The organism is Dyella sp. AD56 (assembly GCF_002878475.1).
GTDB lineage: Bacteria > Pseudomonadota > Gammaproteobacteria > Xanthomonadales > Rhodanobacteraceae > Dyella.
The window spans coordinates 231,164-246,455 of the sequence record NZ_NRDP01000007.1 but is presented as its reverse complement, the minus strand read 5'-3'; the positions used below and the strand labels follow the sequence as shown (position 1 = coordinate 246,455).

12 protein-coding genes are annotated in these 15,292 nt (G+C 63.0%); 6 read left to right on the top strand and 6 right to left on the bottom strand.

Features of this window, described 5'->3' with window-relative positions:
• The first annotated feature begins 93 nt into the window (after positions 1-93).
• Positions 94-2,991 (top strand): EAL domain-containing protein, encoded by a 2,898-nt coding sequence (locus DyAD56_RS07200; protein ID WP_102302062.1) that lies wholly within the window; start codon positions 94-96, stop codon positions 2,989-2,991.
• A gap of 106 nt (positions 2,992-3,097) precedes the next feature.
• On the opposite strand, the gene DyAD56_RS07195 is transcribed toward DyAD56_RS07200, so the two are convergent.
• On the bottom strand, positions 3,098-3,997 hold the full coding sequence (locus DyAD56_RS07195; protein ID WP_102302061.1) for an Hsp33 family molecular chaperone HslO: 900 nt from the start codon (positions 3,995-3,997) through the stop codon (positions 3,098-3,100).
• Between the two features lie 130 nt (positions 3,998-4,127).
• Here DyAD56_RS07195 and mtgA point away from each other — a divergent pair, with 130 nt between their 5' ends.
• From mtgA to DyAD56_RS07180, 3 genes are all read left to right on the top strand, one after another.
• Entirely contained in the window at positions 4,128-4,868 is a 741-nt protein-coding gene (gene mtgA / locus DyAD56_RS07190; RefSeq protein WP_102302060.1) for a monofunctional biosynthetic peptidoglycan transglycosylase, read from the top strand.
• A gap of 68 nt (positions 4,869-4,936) precedes the next feature.
• The gene (locus tag DyAD56_RS07185; RefSeq protein WP_102302059.1) at positions 4,937-5,875 is read left to right on the top strand and encodes a glycosyltransferase family 2 protein; all 939 of its coding nucleotides are present in this window, start codon (positions 4,937-4,939) and stop codon (positions 5,873-5,875) included.
• A 106-nt stretch (positions 5,876-5,981) separates the two neighbouring features.
• Positions 5,982-6,410, top strand: coding sequence for a CBS domain-containing protein (locus DyAD56_RS07180; RefSeq protein WP_102302058.1), 429 nt, complete (start codon positions 5,982-5,984; stop codon positions 6,408-6,410).
• A gap of 10 nt (positions 6,411-6,420) precedes the next feature.
• Here the strand turns inward: DyAD56_RS07180 and DyAD56_RS07175 are convergent, their stop codons facing one another.
• A complete protein-coding gene (locus DyAD56_RS07175) occupies positions 6,421-7,743 on the bottom strand; it encodes an MFS transporter (RefSeq protein WP_233202319.1) in 1,323 nt (440 codons plus the stop codon).
• A 67-nt stretch (positions 7,744-7,810) separates the two neighbouring features.
• On the opposite strand from DyAD56_RS07175, the gene DyAD56_RS07170 reads away from it, so the two are divergent.
• Together DyAD56_RS07170 and DyAD56_RS07165 are read left to right on the top strand one after the other, a co-directional pair.
• Positions 7,811-9,415, top strand: a complete 1,605-nt coding sequence (locus DyAD56_RS07170; protein ID WP_102302056.1) for a choline dehydrogenase — start codon at positions 7,811-7,813, stop codon at positions 9,413-9,415.
• Between the two features lie 157 nt (positions 9,416-9,572).
• Positions 9,573-10,877: a serine hydrolase domain-containing protein gene (locus DyAD56_RS07165; protein WP_102302055.1), complete on the top strand. Its 1,305-nt coding sequence runs from the start codon at positions 9,573-9,575 to the stop codon at positions 10,875-10,877.
• Positions 10,878-10,966: 89 nt separating this feature from the next.
• Here DyAD56_RS07165 and DyAD56_RS07160 read toward each other — a convergent pair whose 3' ends face one another.
• The 4 genes from DyAD56_RS07160 to gcvT all read right to left on the bottom strand — a co-directional run bounded on the left by DyAD56_RS07160 (position 10,967) and on the right by gcvT (position 15,181).
• The gene (locus DyAD56_RS07160) at positions 10,967-12,007 is read right to left on the bottom strand and encodes an energy transducer TonB (RefSeq protein ID WP_102302054.1); all 1,041 of its coding nucleotides are present in this window, start codon (positions 12,005-12,007) and stop codon (positions 10,967-10,969) included.
• A 357-nt stretch (positions 12,008-12,364) separates the two neighbouring features.
• On the bottom strand, positions 12,365-12,952 hold the full coding sequence (gene metJ / locus DyAD56_RS24495; protein WP_102302053.1) for a met regulon transcriptional regulator MetJ: 588 nt from the start codon (positions 12,950-12,952) through the stop codon (positions 12,365-12,367).
• 628 nt (positions 12,953-13,580) lie between these two features.
• A complete protein-coding gene (gene gcvH / locus DyAD56_RS07150; RefSeq protein WP_102302052.1) occupies positions 13,581-13,976 on the bottom strand; it encodes a glycine cleavage system protein GcvH in 396 nt (131 codons plus the stop codon).
• Between the two features lie 104 nt (positions 13,977-14,080).
• The gene (gene gcvT / locus DyAD56_RS07145; RefSeq protein ID WP_102302051.1) at positions 14,081-15,181 is read right to left on the bottom strand and encodes a glycine cleavage system aminomethyltransferase GcvT; all 1,101 of its coding nucleotides are present in this window, start codon (positions 15,179-15,181) and stop codon (positions 14,081-14,083) included.
• Positions 15,182-15,292 lie beyond the last annotated feature (111 nt).

Below are 15,292 nucleotides of genomic sequence, written 5' to 3'. Positions count from 1 at the left end.
TAGGTTCCCTGTTCATCCGGCCAGCGACAAAGCTGAACAGAGGCGATATATAGTCCTCTCCTGTCGACAACGTACGGATTCGTCCTGCGACTGATGACCTCGGTTCTTTCAAGCCACATGCCCGCCCCTTCGGCGGACAGCGCTGTCGCTGCCCTTCATGCGGCAGTGGAGCGCCTTTTCCGCGCGGCCGATGCGGCCAGCGTGGCGGAAATCTGTGAGGCCATGCTGCGCGACTTAGGTGTCGAGGGCCGCCTGCATTGGCGTCTTCTGGGAGATACGGAAGCACCCAACGAGGAATTCACCCAGCTCGACTTGGCGGAAGATCCGCAAGGGCTGCGTTCGCTCGTCTTGGCCTTGCCGACCGGAACGATCTCGGACCCCATGAGAGAGGATCTCTCGTGGGTCGGCCGGCTGGTTGCCTGCCGTCTGCGGCAACTCGCCGAGACGTCGCGCCTTTACGAGGCCATTTCCCGCCTTGCCCTGGCCGAACGGCTGCAGCGTGCGCTCTACGCCATCGCTGATCAGGCCAGCGCAGAGCACAACATGACCGAGATGATGCACTCGCTGCATGCCATTCTCGGCAGCCTGATGTACGCGGAGAACTTCTACATCGCGTTGTACGACGCAGCCACCGACACGGTGCGGTTTCCCTACTACGTCGACACGATGGACAAAGAACCGCCCTCGCCCGACGAAGCGGTGCCGCTGCAGGAAATGCGTTACAGCCTTACCTGGAATCTGCTGCAGACGGGCCAGGCGATCATGGGCTCGGTGACCGAGCTGACGGAGCAGTTCAAGGGGCGCTTCGTGCTGATGGGCCCCGTCTGCGAGCACTGGCTAGGCGTGCCCCTGCTGCGTGATGGCCGCGTAGTGGGCGGTATCGTGATGCAGAGCTATCGCGAGGACACGCACTACAGCGAGCACGATCGCGAATTGCTCAGCTATGTCGCCAAGCACGTACAAACGGCGCTGGAGCGTCGCGAAGCGCACGAAGAACTCGAGCGCCGCGTATCCAGCCGCACGGCGGCCCTGCGCGAGGCCAACCGCGTCCTGCGCCAGCAGGTACTGCAACGCCAGCGCGGCGAACGCCTGCAAGCCGCATTGTTCCGCATCGCCGAGCTGGCGAACGCCTCAGAAAGCATCGACAACTTCTATGCCGCCGTGCACCGTGTCATCGGCGGCCTGCTCTATGCGCGCAACTTCTACATTGCGCTGCTGGACGATGAGCAGAAGACCCTGAGCTTCCCCTACTCCGTTGACGAGTTCGACACCGTCCGCCTGCCACGCGCACACGGCCGCGGTGTCACGGAGTATGTGCTGCGCCACGCCAAGCCCTTGCTGGCCGATCCGACGGAATTTGATCGGCTGGAGCAGATGAGCGAGATCACCCATCGCGGTTCCCGCTCGCTGTGCTGGCTGGGCGTACCGCTGATCTGGGGCGACCGCGCCATGGGCGTGCTGGCGGTGCAGAGCTATTCGCCTGAACACACCTACGACGTGCGTGACCAGGAGCTGTTGACCTTCGTGGGCTATCACGTCGCCAACGCTCTGCAGCGCAAGCACACCACCGAATCGCTGAAGCAGGCCTATGCCAGCCTGGAGCGCCGCGTCACCGAACGTACGCGCGCGCTGGCGCTGGCCAACCGCGACTTGCGCGAACAGATCGCCGAGCGCGAACGCGTCGAACGTCGCCTGAAATACGAAACGCTGCACGACTCGCTAACTGGCCTGCCCAACCGCACGCTGCTGCTGCAGCGCTTGGAGCAGGCGTTGCAGCGCTATCACAGTGACGCGCAGGAGCTGTTCGCGGTGCTGTTCATCGACCTGGACCGGTTCAAGGTTATCAATGATTCCGTCGGCCATCTGGTCGGCGATGACCTGCTCTTCCAGGTAGGCGGCCGCATTCGTGCCTGCCTCAAAACCCGTGATGTGGTGGCGCGCTTGGGCGGCGACGAATTCGCCGTGCTGGCCGAGGGCATCACCGATCCGAAGATGGCGATGCTTATCGCCGAACGCATCATTGACGAGCTGCAGACGCCTTTCCGGCTCGGCGCCAAGGAGATCTTCACGTCGGCTTCGATCGGCATCGCCCTGCCCAGCCCGCATTACCAGCGCCCGGAAGAACTGCTCCGGGACGCTGACGCAGCGATGTACCGGGCCAAGGACGAGGGCCGTCACCGGGCAGCCGTGTTCGATGATCGCCTGCGTCGCGAAGCGCTGTCGCTGCTGGAGATGGAGGGCGATCTCCGCCGCGCACTGAGCCGCAACGAGTTTGTGCCGTTCTACCAGCCGATTGTGGCGCTGCAGACCGGCCGCACCGTGGGCTATGAAGCGCTGTTGCGCTGGCGCCACCCAGACCGTGGACTGTTGACGCCGGGCGACTTCCTCGCCGTGGCCGAGGAAAGCGGATGCTCGGAAAGCATCGACTGGCAAATCTTCGACCAGGTCTGCGCCCAGGCGGAAGCGCTGGCCGGCAGCGACGGCTTCGTCAGCATCAATGTATCGGGCAGGCATTTCCGTTCGCTGGACCTGGACAAGCGCCTGCTCGACCTCATCGAGTCGCACCACTTGCCGCCGCGTTGCCTACGCATCGAAGTGACCGAACGCGCGCTGCTCGAAAACGCCATCCAGGTGAAGCGCATGCTCGACAACTTGCGCAGCCGCGGCGTGAGCATCGCGCTCGATGACTTCGGCACGGGCTATTCGTCCCTGAGCTACCTGCATCAGTACCCGATCGAGACGCTGAAGATCGATCGCTCGTTCATCGTGGAACTGCCGCGTGAAGGCGGCCATGGCGCTGCGGTTGTGCGCGCCATCCAGGCACTCGCCAATTCGCTACAGATGCAGGTGATCGCCGAAGGTATCGAGGACGAACACCAGCGCGAAGCACTGCTGCGCATTGGCTGCCGCTACGGCCAGGGCTTCCTGTTCGCCACGCCCAAGATGGCCGAGGTGTGGCTGCAACGCGAGCATCACTTCGCATTACCGTAGAGCAATCCAGATACCACTTAGCTTGTCCTTCCGGCGCGAGCCGGAAGGACGGGTAAAGAAAAAGGCCGACACATCCCGATGCCGGCCTTTTTTTATTGCATGAAACTTATTGCGCTGTGTTCGGCGCCGTTGCCGCGGGGCTGACGCTGAGCAGATGCTCGGCATCGATGCGGTCGAAGGTGTAACGCTGCGCGCAGAACTCGCAGATCACTTCGATCTCGCCCTCGCGCGCCTCCAGTGCAGCCTCCACTTCGTCGCGGCCGAGCGAGCGCAGCACCGCCTCGACACGATCGCGCGTGCAACTGCAGCCGAATGCCAGCGGGCGAGGCTCAAACAGGCGCACGGATTCCTCGTGGTACAGGCGGTAGAGCAACTGTTCCGGCGATGTGGCCAGCAGCTCTTCCTGACCTAGCGTGGCGGTCAGGTGCTGGATGCGCGTCCAGGCGTCCTCGTCCTCTACGGCGTCGTGGCCGCCTTCGTCAGGCAGCCTCTGCAGCATCAGGCCCACCGCATGCTCACCGTCGGCGGCAAGCACAATGCGCGCAGGAAGCTGTTCGGACTGGCCGAAATAATTCTCCAGCGCCGACGCGAGTTCCGGATGCTGCAGGTCGACCAGACCCTGGTAACGCTGCCCACGTTCGGCATTGCCGATGGTGATCGCCATATAGGCGTCCGGCAGTACCGCGAGATCCAAGGTCGGCGGCAATGGATCATTCCACCGCGCCAGGCCACGCAACCGGCCCTGATCAGTGCATTCGGCGAACAACAGCCGCAGCGGACCGCTGCTCTTGAGCTCCACCGAGAGGGCGCCATCAAGCTTGATGTTGCCCGTCAGCAGCGCACTGGCCGCCAGCGTCTGACCGAGCACAGACCGCAATGCAGCGGGATAAGCGGAGCGGCCGGCGACCTCGCGCCAGGCCGGACCCAGACGAACGAGCACGCCACGCACGCCGGCGCGCTCAAGCATGAAGCGATGCAGCACATCTTCGACAAGCACGGTTTCCACGAGATCGACCTCTCAAGAACAATTTGCTTACATGGGGGCGCCTGCATCCGGGCACAACGACGGCCAGGCCGCCTGTCGGGGGAGGGAGTCGGGGCTCTTATACTGCCGCCAATCCTGTCACAGCGCCGCCATGACCCCACGACGCCCGCTTGCCGTCCGCCTGCTCCGCCGCTTGCTTCTGCTCCTCCTGGCCTGGCTCGCAGTGAGCTGGCTGGCCGTATTGGTGCTGCGGTTTGTTCCGCCATGGACCTCCGCCGTGATGATGGAACGTCAGGTCGGCGCGCTCATTCATGGCGAGAACGACTTCCACCTGCGTCACCGCTGGGTGCCCTGGAGCGAAGTTTCGCCCTACGTACCGCTGGCCATGGTGGCTGGCGAGGACCAGAAATTCCCTTTCCACCACGGTTTCGACTTCGATTCCATCCAGAGCGCCGTCGATGCCGCCGATGATGGTCGTCGCCTGCGCGGCGCCAGCACCATCAGCCAGCAGACCGCCAAGAATCTGTTCCTTTGGAACGGGCGCAGCTTCGTTCGCAAGGGGCTGGAGGCGTATTTCACGGTGCTGATCGAACTGACCTGGCCCAAACAGCGCATCCTGGAGGTGTACATGAACATCGCCGAGCTGGGCGATGGGATCTACGGTGTGGGCGCGGCCAGCGATGCGTTCTTCCGCGTATCGCCGGCGCAACTCAGCGCGGCGCAAGCGGCACGGCTGGCAGCGGTGTTGCCCAGCCCGCGGCGCCTCCATGCCGACCACCCCTCAACCTACGTGCAGGGCCGTGCCAACTGGATCCAACAGCAAATGGAGCAACTCGGCGGACCGGGCTATCTACAGAGTCGACAGCCACCCCGCGACGCCCGTCGCCGATGACACTCTCGCCCCCAGGGCAGGCGTCCATTAGCATTCGCCGAGTATCAGCGGAACCCCTCGCATCCATCATGCCTCGCCTTACCGTCGTCGTACCCGTTTATAACGAGGCCGCCGTGCTGGAGGCTTTCCACGCCCGGCTCAGCCACGTCCTCGATGAGCTTCCGTTGGATTGCGACATCCTCTACATCGACGACGGCAGCAGCGACACGACCTGGCAGTTGATCGAAGGCCTGGCGGCACGCGACGCACGCACCGGTGCACTCAAGCTGTCACGCAACTTCGGCAAGGAAGCAGCCCTAACTGCAGGCCTGGATCATGTCGACGCCGACGCCGCCGTGGTGATCGATGCTGACCTTCAGGATCCACCGGAACTGATTCCGGCCTTGATCGAGCGCTGGCGCAACGGCTTCGACGTGGTCTACGCGACGCGCACCGCGCGCGAGGGAGAAACGAGCTTCAAGCGGTTCACCTCCGCCCTGTTCTACCGGAGCATGGAGCACGTGTCGGAGACTCGTGTCCCCCGCGACACCGGCGATTTCCGCCTGCTCTCGCGTCGCGCGCTGGATGCCCTGCGCCAAGTGCGCGAACGCCAGCGCTTCATGAAAGGCCTGTTCACCTGGATTGGCTACCGCCAAACCGCGGTCTACTACCTGCGCGAACCGCGCCAGGCCGGCACCACCAAGTGGAATTATTGGCGCCTGCTGCAACTGGCTATCGAAGGCTTCACCTCGTTCTCCACCGCGCCGTTGCGGCTTGCCACCTGGATCGGCGTGATGGCCTCGCTGCTGGCCTTCCTCTACGGCGCCTGGGTGTTCGGCAAAGCCCTGCTGCTTGGCGACCAAGTGCATGGCTATCCCTCGCTGATGGTGGTGATCCTGTTCATGGGCGGCGTACAGATGCTCGCCTTGGGCGTGATCGGCGAATACCTTGGCCGCAACTACGCCGAGAGCAAGCAACGGCCGCTGTACTTCATCGAGGAAAGGCGCACACCCCGCACGCGGCCTTGAATCTGCGCCGCCAGTCGAGCGCTTCACGTCAGGTCAACACCGCTTCTACGCAGCAGCGTTAGACTCCCTGCATGCGGCCCATCCGCGGCCTCGGGGAGGTTCAAGCATGCGACAGGTCAAGCATTTGCTGGAAGGCAAGGGCACCGACATTTTCAGCATCGCACCGGACGCGCCCGTACTCGAAGCGATCAAGCACATGGCGGAGCGCCGCGTGGGCGCACTGCTGGTCATACGCGGCGAACGACTGGTCGGCATCGTTTCCGAGCGCGACTACGCCCGGAAGGTGATCCTCCAGGGGCGGTCCTCCGCACAAACTGCTGTCTCTGAGATCATGAGCAGCCCCGCGCTCACCGTGGGCCCTGACACCGACGTATTCGATTGCATGCGCCTTTGCACCGACAGCCGTATCCGCCACCTACCGGTGGTCGTCGGCGAGCGAGTGGTCGGCGTGATCTCGATCGGTGACTTGGTGAAGGAAGTGATCGACGCTCAGGCCGAGCAGATCGAACAGCTGCAGCGCTATATCACCAGCTGAGCGAAGACGTTCAGGCATCCGCGGCGTCCGCCTGCCGCAGGCCCGTACCGTCGATAGGTTTCGGGTCAGGCAGCAGGTCGGGCGAGTTGGCTGCGCGCGCGGAAATCCACGCAGCACACACCGATACGCCCGCGCCGATCGCAGCCATGCCGGTAGCGGCGACGCCCATAGCACCCAAGAGCCTCACCCCACTGGTGACGATCAGGTCACCGAAACGCCAAATCGCCGTCTCGACGAAGTTCTTGCCCTTGTAGCGCGTTTCACGGGGTACTCGGGTGTACAGCGAATCGGTCGCCGGCTTGGTCATGCCATACGCGAACCCGCGTGACCCCACCATCATGACCGCCAGCATCGGCACCTCGACCAGGCCGAAGATGCCCACCTTGCCGACACCCATCATGGCAACCAGTAGCAGGAGCAACAGGTTCACAAGCGATGCCACGACCAGGGCCCAGCCGGCCCCCTTGCGCATAAGCAACCACCGCGTCACCGTGAGTTGCAAGAGTATTCCCAGGGAATTGGTGGCCAGATCCAGGTTGAAATAGAAATCGGTGCGCGCCACGCGGTCGGTGTAATGCGCATTCGTGTAGTCGGCCATCAATGCATAAGCAAGCGTGCCGATACCGTCACCAAGCACCATCAGCACCGCCATGTAGCGCAGGAATGGTCGCGTCCATAGCTCTTTGGCGCCCGCCCACAACGATCCGCCGATAACCTCTTCCTGGGTGCCCGGCGCACGATGGTCGTGGTGCGTGGAAAGGGTGAGCAACAAACCCAGCGCAACCGCCAGCGCAGCCGCTGAGATGATGAGCAGCGGCGGCACGCCCACGACGCCGAGCAGCACTTTGCCAAGACCAGGCCCGCAGATGGCGCCCCCCATGCCGCCCAGCGCGATGATGGAAAACACGCGCTTGGCCTGCTCATTCTGGAAAATGTCCGCCATGAGGCTCCAAAAGAGCGACACCACGAACAGGTTGAACACGCTCAACCACACGTAGAAGACCAAGCCCAACACACGTGCGCCAATATGATCCTGCATGACAAAAGCCGGCACGAAGGCGATAAAGCATGCAATGAAGAAACTGTAGCTGTAGCCGATCAGACGCTTGCGAGGGAAGCGCGCCACTAGTGCGCCAAACGCGGGCGTAAGCAGCAGCATCACGACGAGGGTGATGCCGTAAATCAGAGGCAGCTCCTTGGACCCGACAGCGCCCACGAGTTCTTCACGCAGCGCTCGAACGATGTAGTAGGCCAACAGCACGAAGAAGAAGGCCACCGTCGCGAGGAGCAAAGTACGGCTTTCGTTCGCTGCGGCGGATCTGGGGGTGTTCACCGGCGTTTCCAGCGTGGGTCCTGTACAGACTAGCATGCAGGTATGACGGCCAAGCGCAGGGGGCGGGATGAGCTACGACTACATCATCGTTGGCGCCGGTTCGGCAGGCTGCGTGCTCGCCAACCGACTCAGCGCAAGTGGGACCAAGCGCGTATTGTTGCTGGAGGCCGGACCATCCGACTGGCATCCGCTGATCCACATGCCTGCCGGCATCGCGCGCCTTGCCAACAATCGCCGGCTCAACTGGAACTATCGGACCGAGCCGGAAGCGCAGTTGCAACACCGCGCGTTGTGGTGGCCACGAGGCAAGACATTGGGCGGTTCCAGCTCGATTAACGCCATGTGCTACATCCGCGGCGTGCCCGGTGACTACGACCGCTGGGCCGACGCCACCGGCGACGCCCGCTGGTCATGGGAGCAGGTGCTTCCCTGGTTTCGTTACAGCCAAGACCAGGCACGCGGCGGCGACGAGTTGCATGGCAGCGGAGGCCCTTTGTCGGTGAGTGATCTGCGCTATCGCAACCCGCTATCCGACGTGTTCATCGACAGCGCCGCAAGCGCCGGCTACGCACGCAACGATGACTTCAATGGGCCCGACCAAAACGGCTTCGGTTTCTACCAGGTCACCCAGCGCAATGGCACGCGCTGCTCCACTGCCACCGCGTATCTCCGCCCTGCCCGACAGCGAGCCAACCTGGAGATACGCACCGGCGCACTCGCTAAGCGCGTAGTCATCGCGCATGGGCGCGCCATCGGAGTGCAGCTTCACGGGCACGATGCCATCATCGAGGCTGGCGAGACCATCCTCGCGGGCGGGGCGATCAATACGCCGCAATTGCTCATGTTGTCGGGCGTGGGGCCGGCCGATCACTTGCAGGAGCACGACATCGCCGTGCTTGTCGATCAACCCGGAATCGGCGCCAATCTGCAGGACCATCTGGATATCTGCACGCTGGACGGCTGCACGCAAAAGATCACCTACGACCACCTCAACGAACTGGTAGCCGGCTGGCGCTTCCTCCGTCATCGTGATGGCCCAGGCACATCCAATGTGGCCGAGGCGGGCGGCTTCGTGCGCAGCCGGCTCGCCACAGACGAACGCTGCGATCTGCAGTTTCATTTCGTGCCCGCACTGCTGGACGATCACGGCCACCATCGCCTTCCTGGCTATGGCTACACCGTGCATGCGTGCTATCTGCACCCACGCAGCCGCGGCACGTTGCGCCTGCGCTCAGCCGACCCAGCTGACGCCATCGCCATCCATGCAAACTATCTAAGCGATCCGGAAGGGCACGACCTGCAGCGCATGATCGAAGGCGCAAGACTGTCCCGCGACATCCTCTCGCAACCGCCGTTCTCCCGCTTCAGGGGAGCGCCGGTGTTTCCTGAGCGAGCCATCACCAGCGATGCGGAATACACCGACTTCATCCGGCGCAAGGCGGAGACGATCTACCACCCCGTTGGCACCTGCCGCATGGGCAAAGCCACGAACGCGCCGCTCGACAGTGAATGTCGTGTACGCGGAGTGGAGAATCTGCGAGTCGTGGATGCATCGGTGATGCCAAGTCTGCCTAGCGGCAATACCAACGCCCCCGTCATCATGATCGCGGAGCGCGCCAGCGCGCTGATCCTGAACGAAACCATGCCCTCGTCACCGTTGTCTCAACCTTAGCGACCATCGACCTTATGGGCAGCGGATTTTCCGGCGCCCCTGCGGTACTCTCGCCCGGCCGTCATGGATGGACCTGGCTCGCTCGACTCAAGGCCCGGCTCTCTCCTGAGCTGTTATTCGACACGGCGCCCGCTGGCGCCCCTCACTATCGAACAGCATGACGTTTCGCACGCTTCCACTACTCATTGCCGCCACGCTAGGGCTCGCCAGCCTCTCGCCCAGCGCGCACGCCGCGGCGCCCTCCAGCGACGCCAGCCTTCCGCCAGCAGCACCCCAGGGCATGCCCGCCGATCGCATGAAGGACACGCTGGCGTCCTACCAGCTATGGCTGCAGCGCGTAGACCAGCGCAATGCCGTCGCTGGCTTGGCGACTGCCGTCGTGGCGGACAACAAGGTGGTGTTCGAGGACACCATCGGCTACGCCGACGCCTCCACGCGCGAGCCTGTGACGCCCGAGACGGTGTTTCGCCTGGCGTCGCTATCCAAGGCCTTCGCGACCGCGCTGACAGGCGTGCTGGTAGACGACGGCAAGCTGTCGTGGGACACCAAGCTTGCTGCCGTACTGCCTTTCTTCAAGCTCAAGAACGACGGCGCGGCGCAGCAGGCTACCGTGCGCGACATTCTCGGCCAACGCCTGGGCCTGCCCAAGAACACGTATGACAATTTGCTCGAAGAAAACCTGTCCTACGAAGAACTCGCGCGCCGGCTCGACGAGGTCACGCTGACCTGTGACGTGGGCCAGTGCTACGGCTACCAGAACATCGCCTTCAGCCTGATCGGCGACGTGGTCTATGCACAGACCGGTGACTTCTTTACGCGCCAGGTCGACAAGAACATTTTCTTCCCGCTCGGCATGAAAACCGCCAGCTACGGCCGCGAAGGACTGGAGGCCAGCAAGAGCTGGGCACGCCCGCATCGTCCCGGCGGTAGCGGCTGGATTCCGTTCGAACCGAAGGAGGCGTATTACCGCGTGGCTCCCGCCGCTGGCGTCAACGCCAGCCTCAAGGACATGGAGCAGTGGCTGATCGCACAGATGGGCGGGCGCCCGGACGTGCTGCCGCCCGCGCTGCTGGCCACGCTGCACGCGCCAGAGATATCCACACCGGTGGAAATGCATTCCGCGCCATGGCGCCGCGCGCGCCTGGAAGACGCCTCGTACGCACTGGGCTGGCGCGTGTTCGATTACGAAGGCGAGACGATGATTTTCCACGCGGGTGCCGTCGAGGGTTACCGCACCATGATCGGCTTCCTGCCGAAGTACCACGTCGGCATGGTGATGATGTGGAATTCCGCCGATCCCCTGCCCGCCGGGTTACTGCCGATGGTGTTCGACAGCCTGCTGGGCCTGCCTCACGTGGACTGGGCCGGCGTCGAGAGCGACGCGCCGGCCGCCGCCCCTGCCAAGAGCAAGGTGCGCCACAAGGGCAAGAGTGCGACTGCGGCTCGCAGCACCAAAACCTGATTCAGACACCGCCAGAAAAAAAGCGCCGCATGTTTCCATGCGGCGCTTTCGCGTTGGGTGCCGGTCGCTCGACGACGAGCGACCCGTCGTCAGTTGAGCTTGAACACGATACGGCGCTTGTCCTGCGAGGCGACCGGGTTGCCATCCTGCGTCGCGGGCTGGAACTTCCAGCGACTCACGGCCTCCGTCGCAGCGCGATCGAACACGTGACGCGGCTCGGCATCTACCACCTTCACGTCATCGACGGTGCCTTCAGGCGTAATGGTAAAGGTCACCTCCACCCATCCTTCCTGGTTGGCGCGAACTGCCGTGGTGGGATAACGCGGCGCCACGTTGCGCAATAGAACCGCCCCGTGTGTACCACCCACACTCGCCGTTGCGGCATTGCCTGCGTTGGCCGCGGACGATGCCGTCTGCTGCTGCCGGGCCGCCTCTGTCGCCTGCTGCTGGGCCGCGCGCGCCTGCGCCGCACGCTGGTCAGCCTGGGCCTTCTGCTGCGACTCCGTAGCGAGGCGATCGGCCTCCACCTTGTCCGAGGCTGCCTTCTGCGCCGCCAGTTGCTGCTGCTTCTCCTTGTCCGAAGCCAGCTGCTGCTCGCGGTCCTGTAGCTTGCGCTGGGCATCGAGCTTGGAGCGCAGGATGGTCAGCGTGTAGTTCGCTGGGTCGGCCTTCGCCAAGAGGTCGATCTGACGCTGCGCTTCGTTGAAGTCGCGCAAGTTGATCGCCTGCTCGGCCACGCTCGCACCGACCGGGAAGGTTTCGCGCAATGCGTCGGTTGCGACCTGGTTGCCCGGGTCCTTCTCCAGCACATTTAGGTAGAACTCGAAGGCGTTGTTGCCGGCAGGAGCCAGCAGGCGCTGCTCGTTCACGGCCTTGCGGGCTTCCGCAAGCAACTGGTTCAAACTCATCGCAGCCACGTTGACCGGCGGCGGAGGCACCTGTACTCCAGCCTTCACCGGCGTGGACGGGTGCGCGCCAGTGTCAGTAGCGACCAGATCCTGGTGCGGCTTGATGATCAGAAACCAGGACGCTGCGGCCAGAACGGCAACGACAGCAGTAATAGCAATAGTGGCGGGCCGAACGACCCCACGCGCGTGACGACGCGCATGACTTTTATATCGGGTATCCATGATCTCTCACCGAGTGGCATCAGATACCCGCGCTTTTTCCCCCTGTGAATCCAGGAGCGGCCAGCCTCCCCAAGGCTCGCCGCGGCGCGGATGTGGGAAAGGTAACCGTAATGCAGCACTACGGCAAATCGCACGTCGTGTCGGCGACGGGATGCTCATGGCGTCATGTTGACTGACGCCGCCATCTCACGCTGGGGCAAGCTCGCTTTAGGAAATTTTCTTACCCCGGAAACGAAGCGTCCCGGCAAGGGCCGGGACGAGTCGCTCTTTCGAAGGACTCTCCCCACGCTGGGCACCGCGGGGAGAAAAGTCGTTCTTGCTTGCTTGTTATTAAGAGTGAAGCTTTAAGAGTAAAGCTTACTTCTTGGCCTTAGCGACCTTAGCGGTCCTGGGGGCCTTTGCAGCCTTGGTAGCCTTCACCACCTTAGCGGCGGCGGCCTTCTTCACGGTGCGCTTCTTGGCAACCTTCTTGACGGCCTTCTTAGCAACCTTCTTCGCAACCCGCTTGGTCGCGACCTTCTTCACGGCAGCCTTCTTGGCAGCCGCCGGACGCTTCTTGGCGACAGCCTTGCGGGCGGTCTTCTTGGCGGCAGCCTTCTTGGCGGCCGGCTTGCGGGCGACCGGCTTCTTGGAAGCGGTCTTCTTCACGGCGGTCTTCTTGGTCGCCTTCTTGGCGGCCTTCTTAGCAGTGGCTTTCTTGGCAGTGGCCATAGTTCGTCTCAGCTCCTCATCAGTTGGCAGTGGTTGCCCAGTAAAAGCGTGTAGGAACGCCTCCACCAGCAAATCGCTGTTGGTGGCGTGCCGAAGATTGTTCACCTGACGACGGGTGCGTTCGTCAGATAGGGGCCTCAAGATGTGCAATGGAATCGAGACCGTGATCTTGCGTACTGCGCCGGCCTTCTCTCCATGCTCGACATAAGGCTTGATGAATTTCGATGTTGCCATGGCACCCGTTCTCCGTGTTCCGATGCGAAAGCTATTCCTGAAGATTTCAACTGTCAATTGATTTTAACCATGAAATCAATCCGTTTCACCCACCTCAAGGAGGGCCCAAACCCCCGCCATACAAGGCCTTACAGGGGGTAAAGGGCATTTTCATTTGGACGTCCAAACATCCAGATGTAAATGCAATAATCATTACCTTGAAATCAATAAAACCGCTAAAAATAAGGCATTTTGTCTTTTTACGGCCTCATGCACTGCAACATGCGTGTCTCATAATCCAAGACACATCAAGCACATGACGGGCGCATCCCGGAGACGCCCTCCAGGATGAACGAAACTCGACTGAAAATATTTTTCGGGGGGTCGCCCGAAAAGGTCGTTCCGAACCTCCCGAAAGGGCGTCGAACGCATCGAAGCGGGTCACCTCGTCACGCCCACCCCAATTTTCCGACACCGTCCGGCTGGACATCTATCGGCATGGACGGCAAGAACTGCAGTGCGAAAAACGACGCGCCGATCACCGTCGAGTAGCACCTCCGCAAGTCGAAAAAACGCAGCGACGTCCGGCCAAAAAAGACGCCGGCCGCTTGCGGCGGCCGGCGTCGGGTGAAGCGTCGAAGACCGGAGCTTAGTGGTCTTCGTTCTCGATCAGCTCGGCGTAGGCGTCAGCATCGAGCATCTCGTTGAGCTCGCCGCGGTCGCTAGCGCGGACCAGGAAGATCCAGCCATCGCCGAAAGCGTCTTCGTTGATGGTTTCGGGCTTGTCGTTGAGGTTCTCGTTGACCGCGACAATCTCGCCGGAGACCGGGCTGTAGATGTCCGAAGCGGCCTTGACCGACTCGACCACGGCCACGCCGTGACCAGCCTTCACGCTCGCGCCGATCTCGGGCAGCTCGACATACACCAGGTCGCCAAGCTGGCCCTGGGCGTGGTCGGAGATACCCACGCGCACCAGGCCATCGTCTTCGACGCGGGCCCACTCGTGGGACTTGAGGAATTTCAGATCGCCGGGAATCTCGCTCATGATCGAATCCAGTCGTTGATATGGGTCGTGGGTGGAGCGGCAATTCTAGCCGCTCCACCGTGTTGGCAACACGGGCTGAGCCCAAGCTGCCGCAAGGTGGAAAATCAGATGCCTTCGCAGGGCTTGCCGTCGCGCACGAAGGGGTATTTCACCACGCGTACCGGTACTTCTTTGCCGCGGATATCCACGCGCACGTCGCCCGGCTCGCCCACGGGAATACGCGCAAACGCCACTGCCTTGTTGAGCGTCGGAGCGAAGCTGCCGGAGAGAATCTCGCCCGCACCATTGGCAGTGAGCACCGGCTGGCCGTGACGCAGCACGCCCTTCTCGTCGAGCACCAGGCCGACCATCACGCGCTTCACGCCGGCCGCCTTCTGCGCCTCTAGCACCTTGCGGCCAATGAAGTCGCGGCCCTCGTCCAGGGCGATGGTCCAGCCAAGGTTGGCCTCCCACGGCGACACGGTTTCATCCATGTCCTGGCCGTAGAGATTCATGCCCGCCTCCAGGCGCAGCGTGTCACGAGCACCCAGCCCCGCCGGCGCCACACCGGCGGCGGCGAGCGCCTGCCAAAGGGCAACAGCGTGTTCCTGCGGCACGATGATCTCGAAGCCGTCCTCGCCGGTGTAGCCGGTGCGGGCGACAAAGAGCGGCATGCCGTGCGGGCCCTGCGCAGCGGCGGCGGCGAACTTGCCGAGCTTCTTGATGCGCTCGTGATCAACCTCTGCCAGCAGGCCGATGACCTTGTCACGGGCATGGGGGCCCTGCACGGCGATCATGGCGAATTCCGGGCGCTCCTTGACCTGGACGTCGAAGGCCTTGGCCTGCTTTTCGATCCACTGCAGGTCCTTCTCGCGGGTGGCGGCGTTCACCACCAGGCGGAAGAACTCTTCGCCAAGGAAGTAGACGATCAGGTCGTCGATCACCCCGCCCTGCTCGTTGAGCATGCAGGAGTACAGCGCCTTGCCCTGCACCTTGAGCTTGTCCACGTTGTTGGCCAGCAGGTGGCGCAGGAACTCTCGCGTGCGCGCACCGTGCAGGTCGACCACCGTCATGTGGGAGACGTCGAACATGCCGGCGTCACGGCGGACGGCGTGGTGTTCCTCGATCTGCGAGCCGTAGTTGATCGGCATATCCCAGCCGCCGAAATCGACCATGCGCGCACCGAGCGCACGATGGGTGTCGTTGAGTACGGTCTTCTCAGTCATCGCAGTCGTGCTCTGGGGAAAGAACCATTATCGCCGGGCGCGTCGGCACATTCCAAGCCAAGCGTGACGGGCACATACCGTGCGTTCGCGTAACGGCGGCGCTTCGTGCAG

Bases quoted from the DNA above. Each gene is read 5' to 3' on its own strand.
- DyAD56_RS07200 (WP_102302062.1), top strand. From the start codon at position 94: ATGACCTCGGTTCTTTCAAGCCACATGCCCGCCCCTTCGGCGGACAGC.
- mtgA (WP_102302060.1), top strand. From the start codon at position 4,128: ATGACCCCACGACGCCCGCTTGCCGTCCGCCTGCTCCGCCGCTTGCTT.
- DyAD56_RS07185 (WP_102302059.1), top strand. From the start codon at position 4,937: ATGCCTCGCCTTACCGTCGTCGTACCCGTTTATAACGAGGCCGCCGTG.
- DyAD56_RS07180 (WP_102302058.1), top strand. From the start codon at position 5,982: ATGCGACAGGTCAAGCATTTGCTGGAAGGCAAGGGCACCGACATTTTC.
- DyAD56_RS07170 (WP_102302056.1), top strand. From the start codon at position 7,811: ATGAGCTACGACTACATCATCGTTGGCGCCGGTTCGGCAGGCTGCGTG.
- DyAD56_RS07165 (WP_102302055.1), top strand. From the start codon at position 9,573: ATGACGTTTCGCACGCTTCCACTACTCATTGCCGCCACGCTAGGGCTC.
- DyAD56_RS07160 (WP_102302054.1), bottom strand. From the start codon at position 12,007: ATGGATACCCGATATAAAAGTCATGCGCGTCGTCACGCGCGTGGGGTC.
- metJ (WP_102302053.1), bottom strand. From the start codon at position 12,952: ATGGCAACATCGAAATTCATCAAGCCTTATGTCGAGCATGGAGAGAAG.
- gcvH (WP_102302052.1), bottom strand. From the start codon at position 13,976: ATGAGCGAGATTCCCGGCGATCTGAAATTCCTCAAGTCCCACGAGTGG.
- gcvT (WP_102302051.1), bottom strand. From the start codon at position 15,181: ATGACTGAGAAGACCGTACTCAACGACACCCATCGTGCGCTCGGTGCG.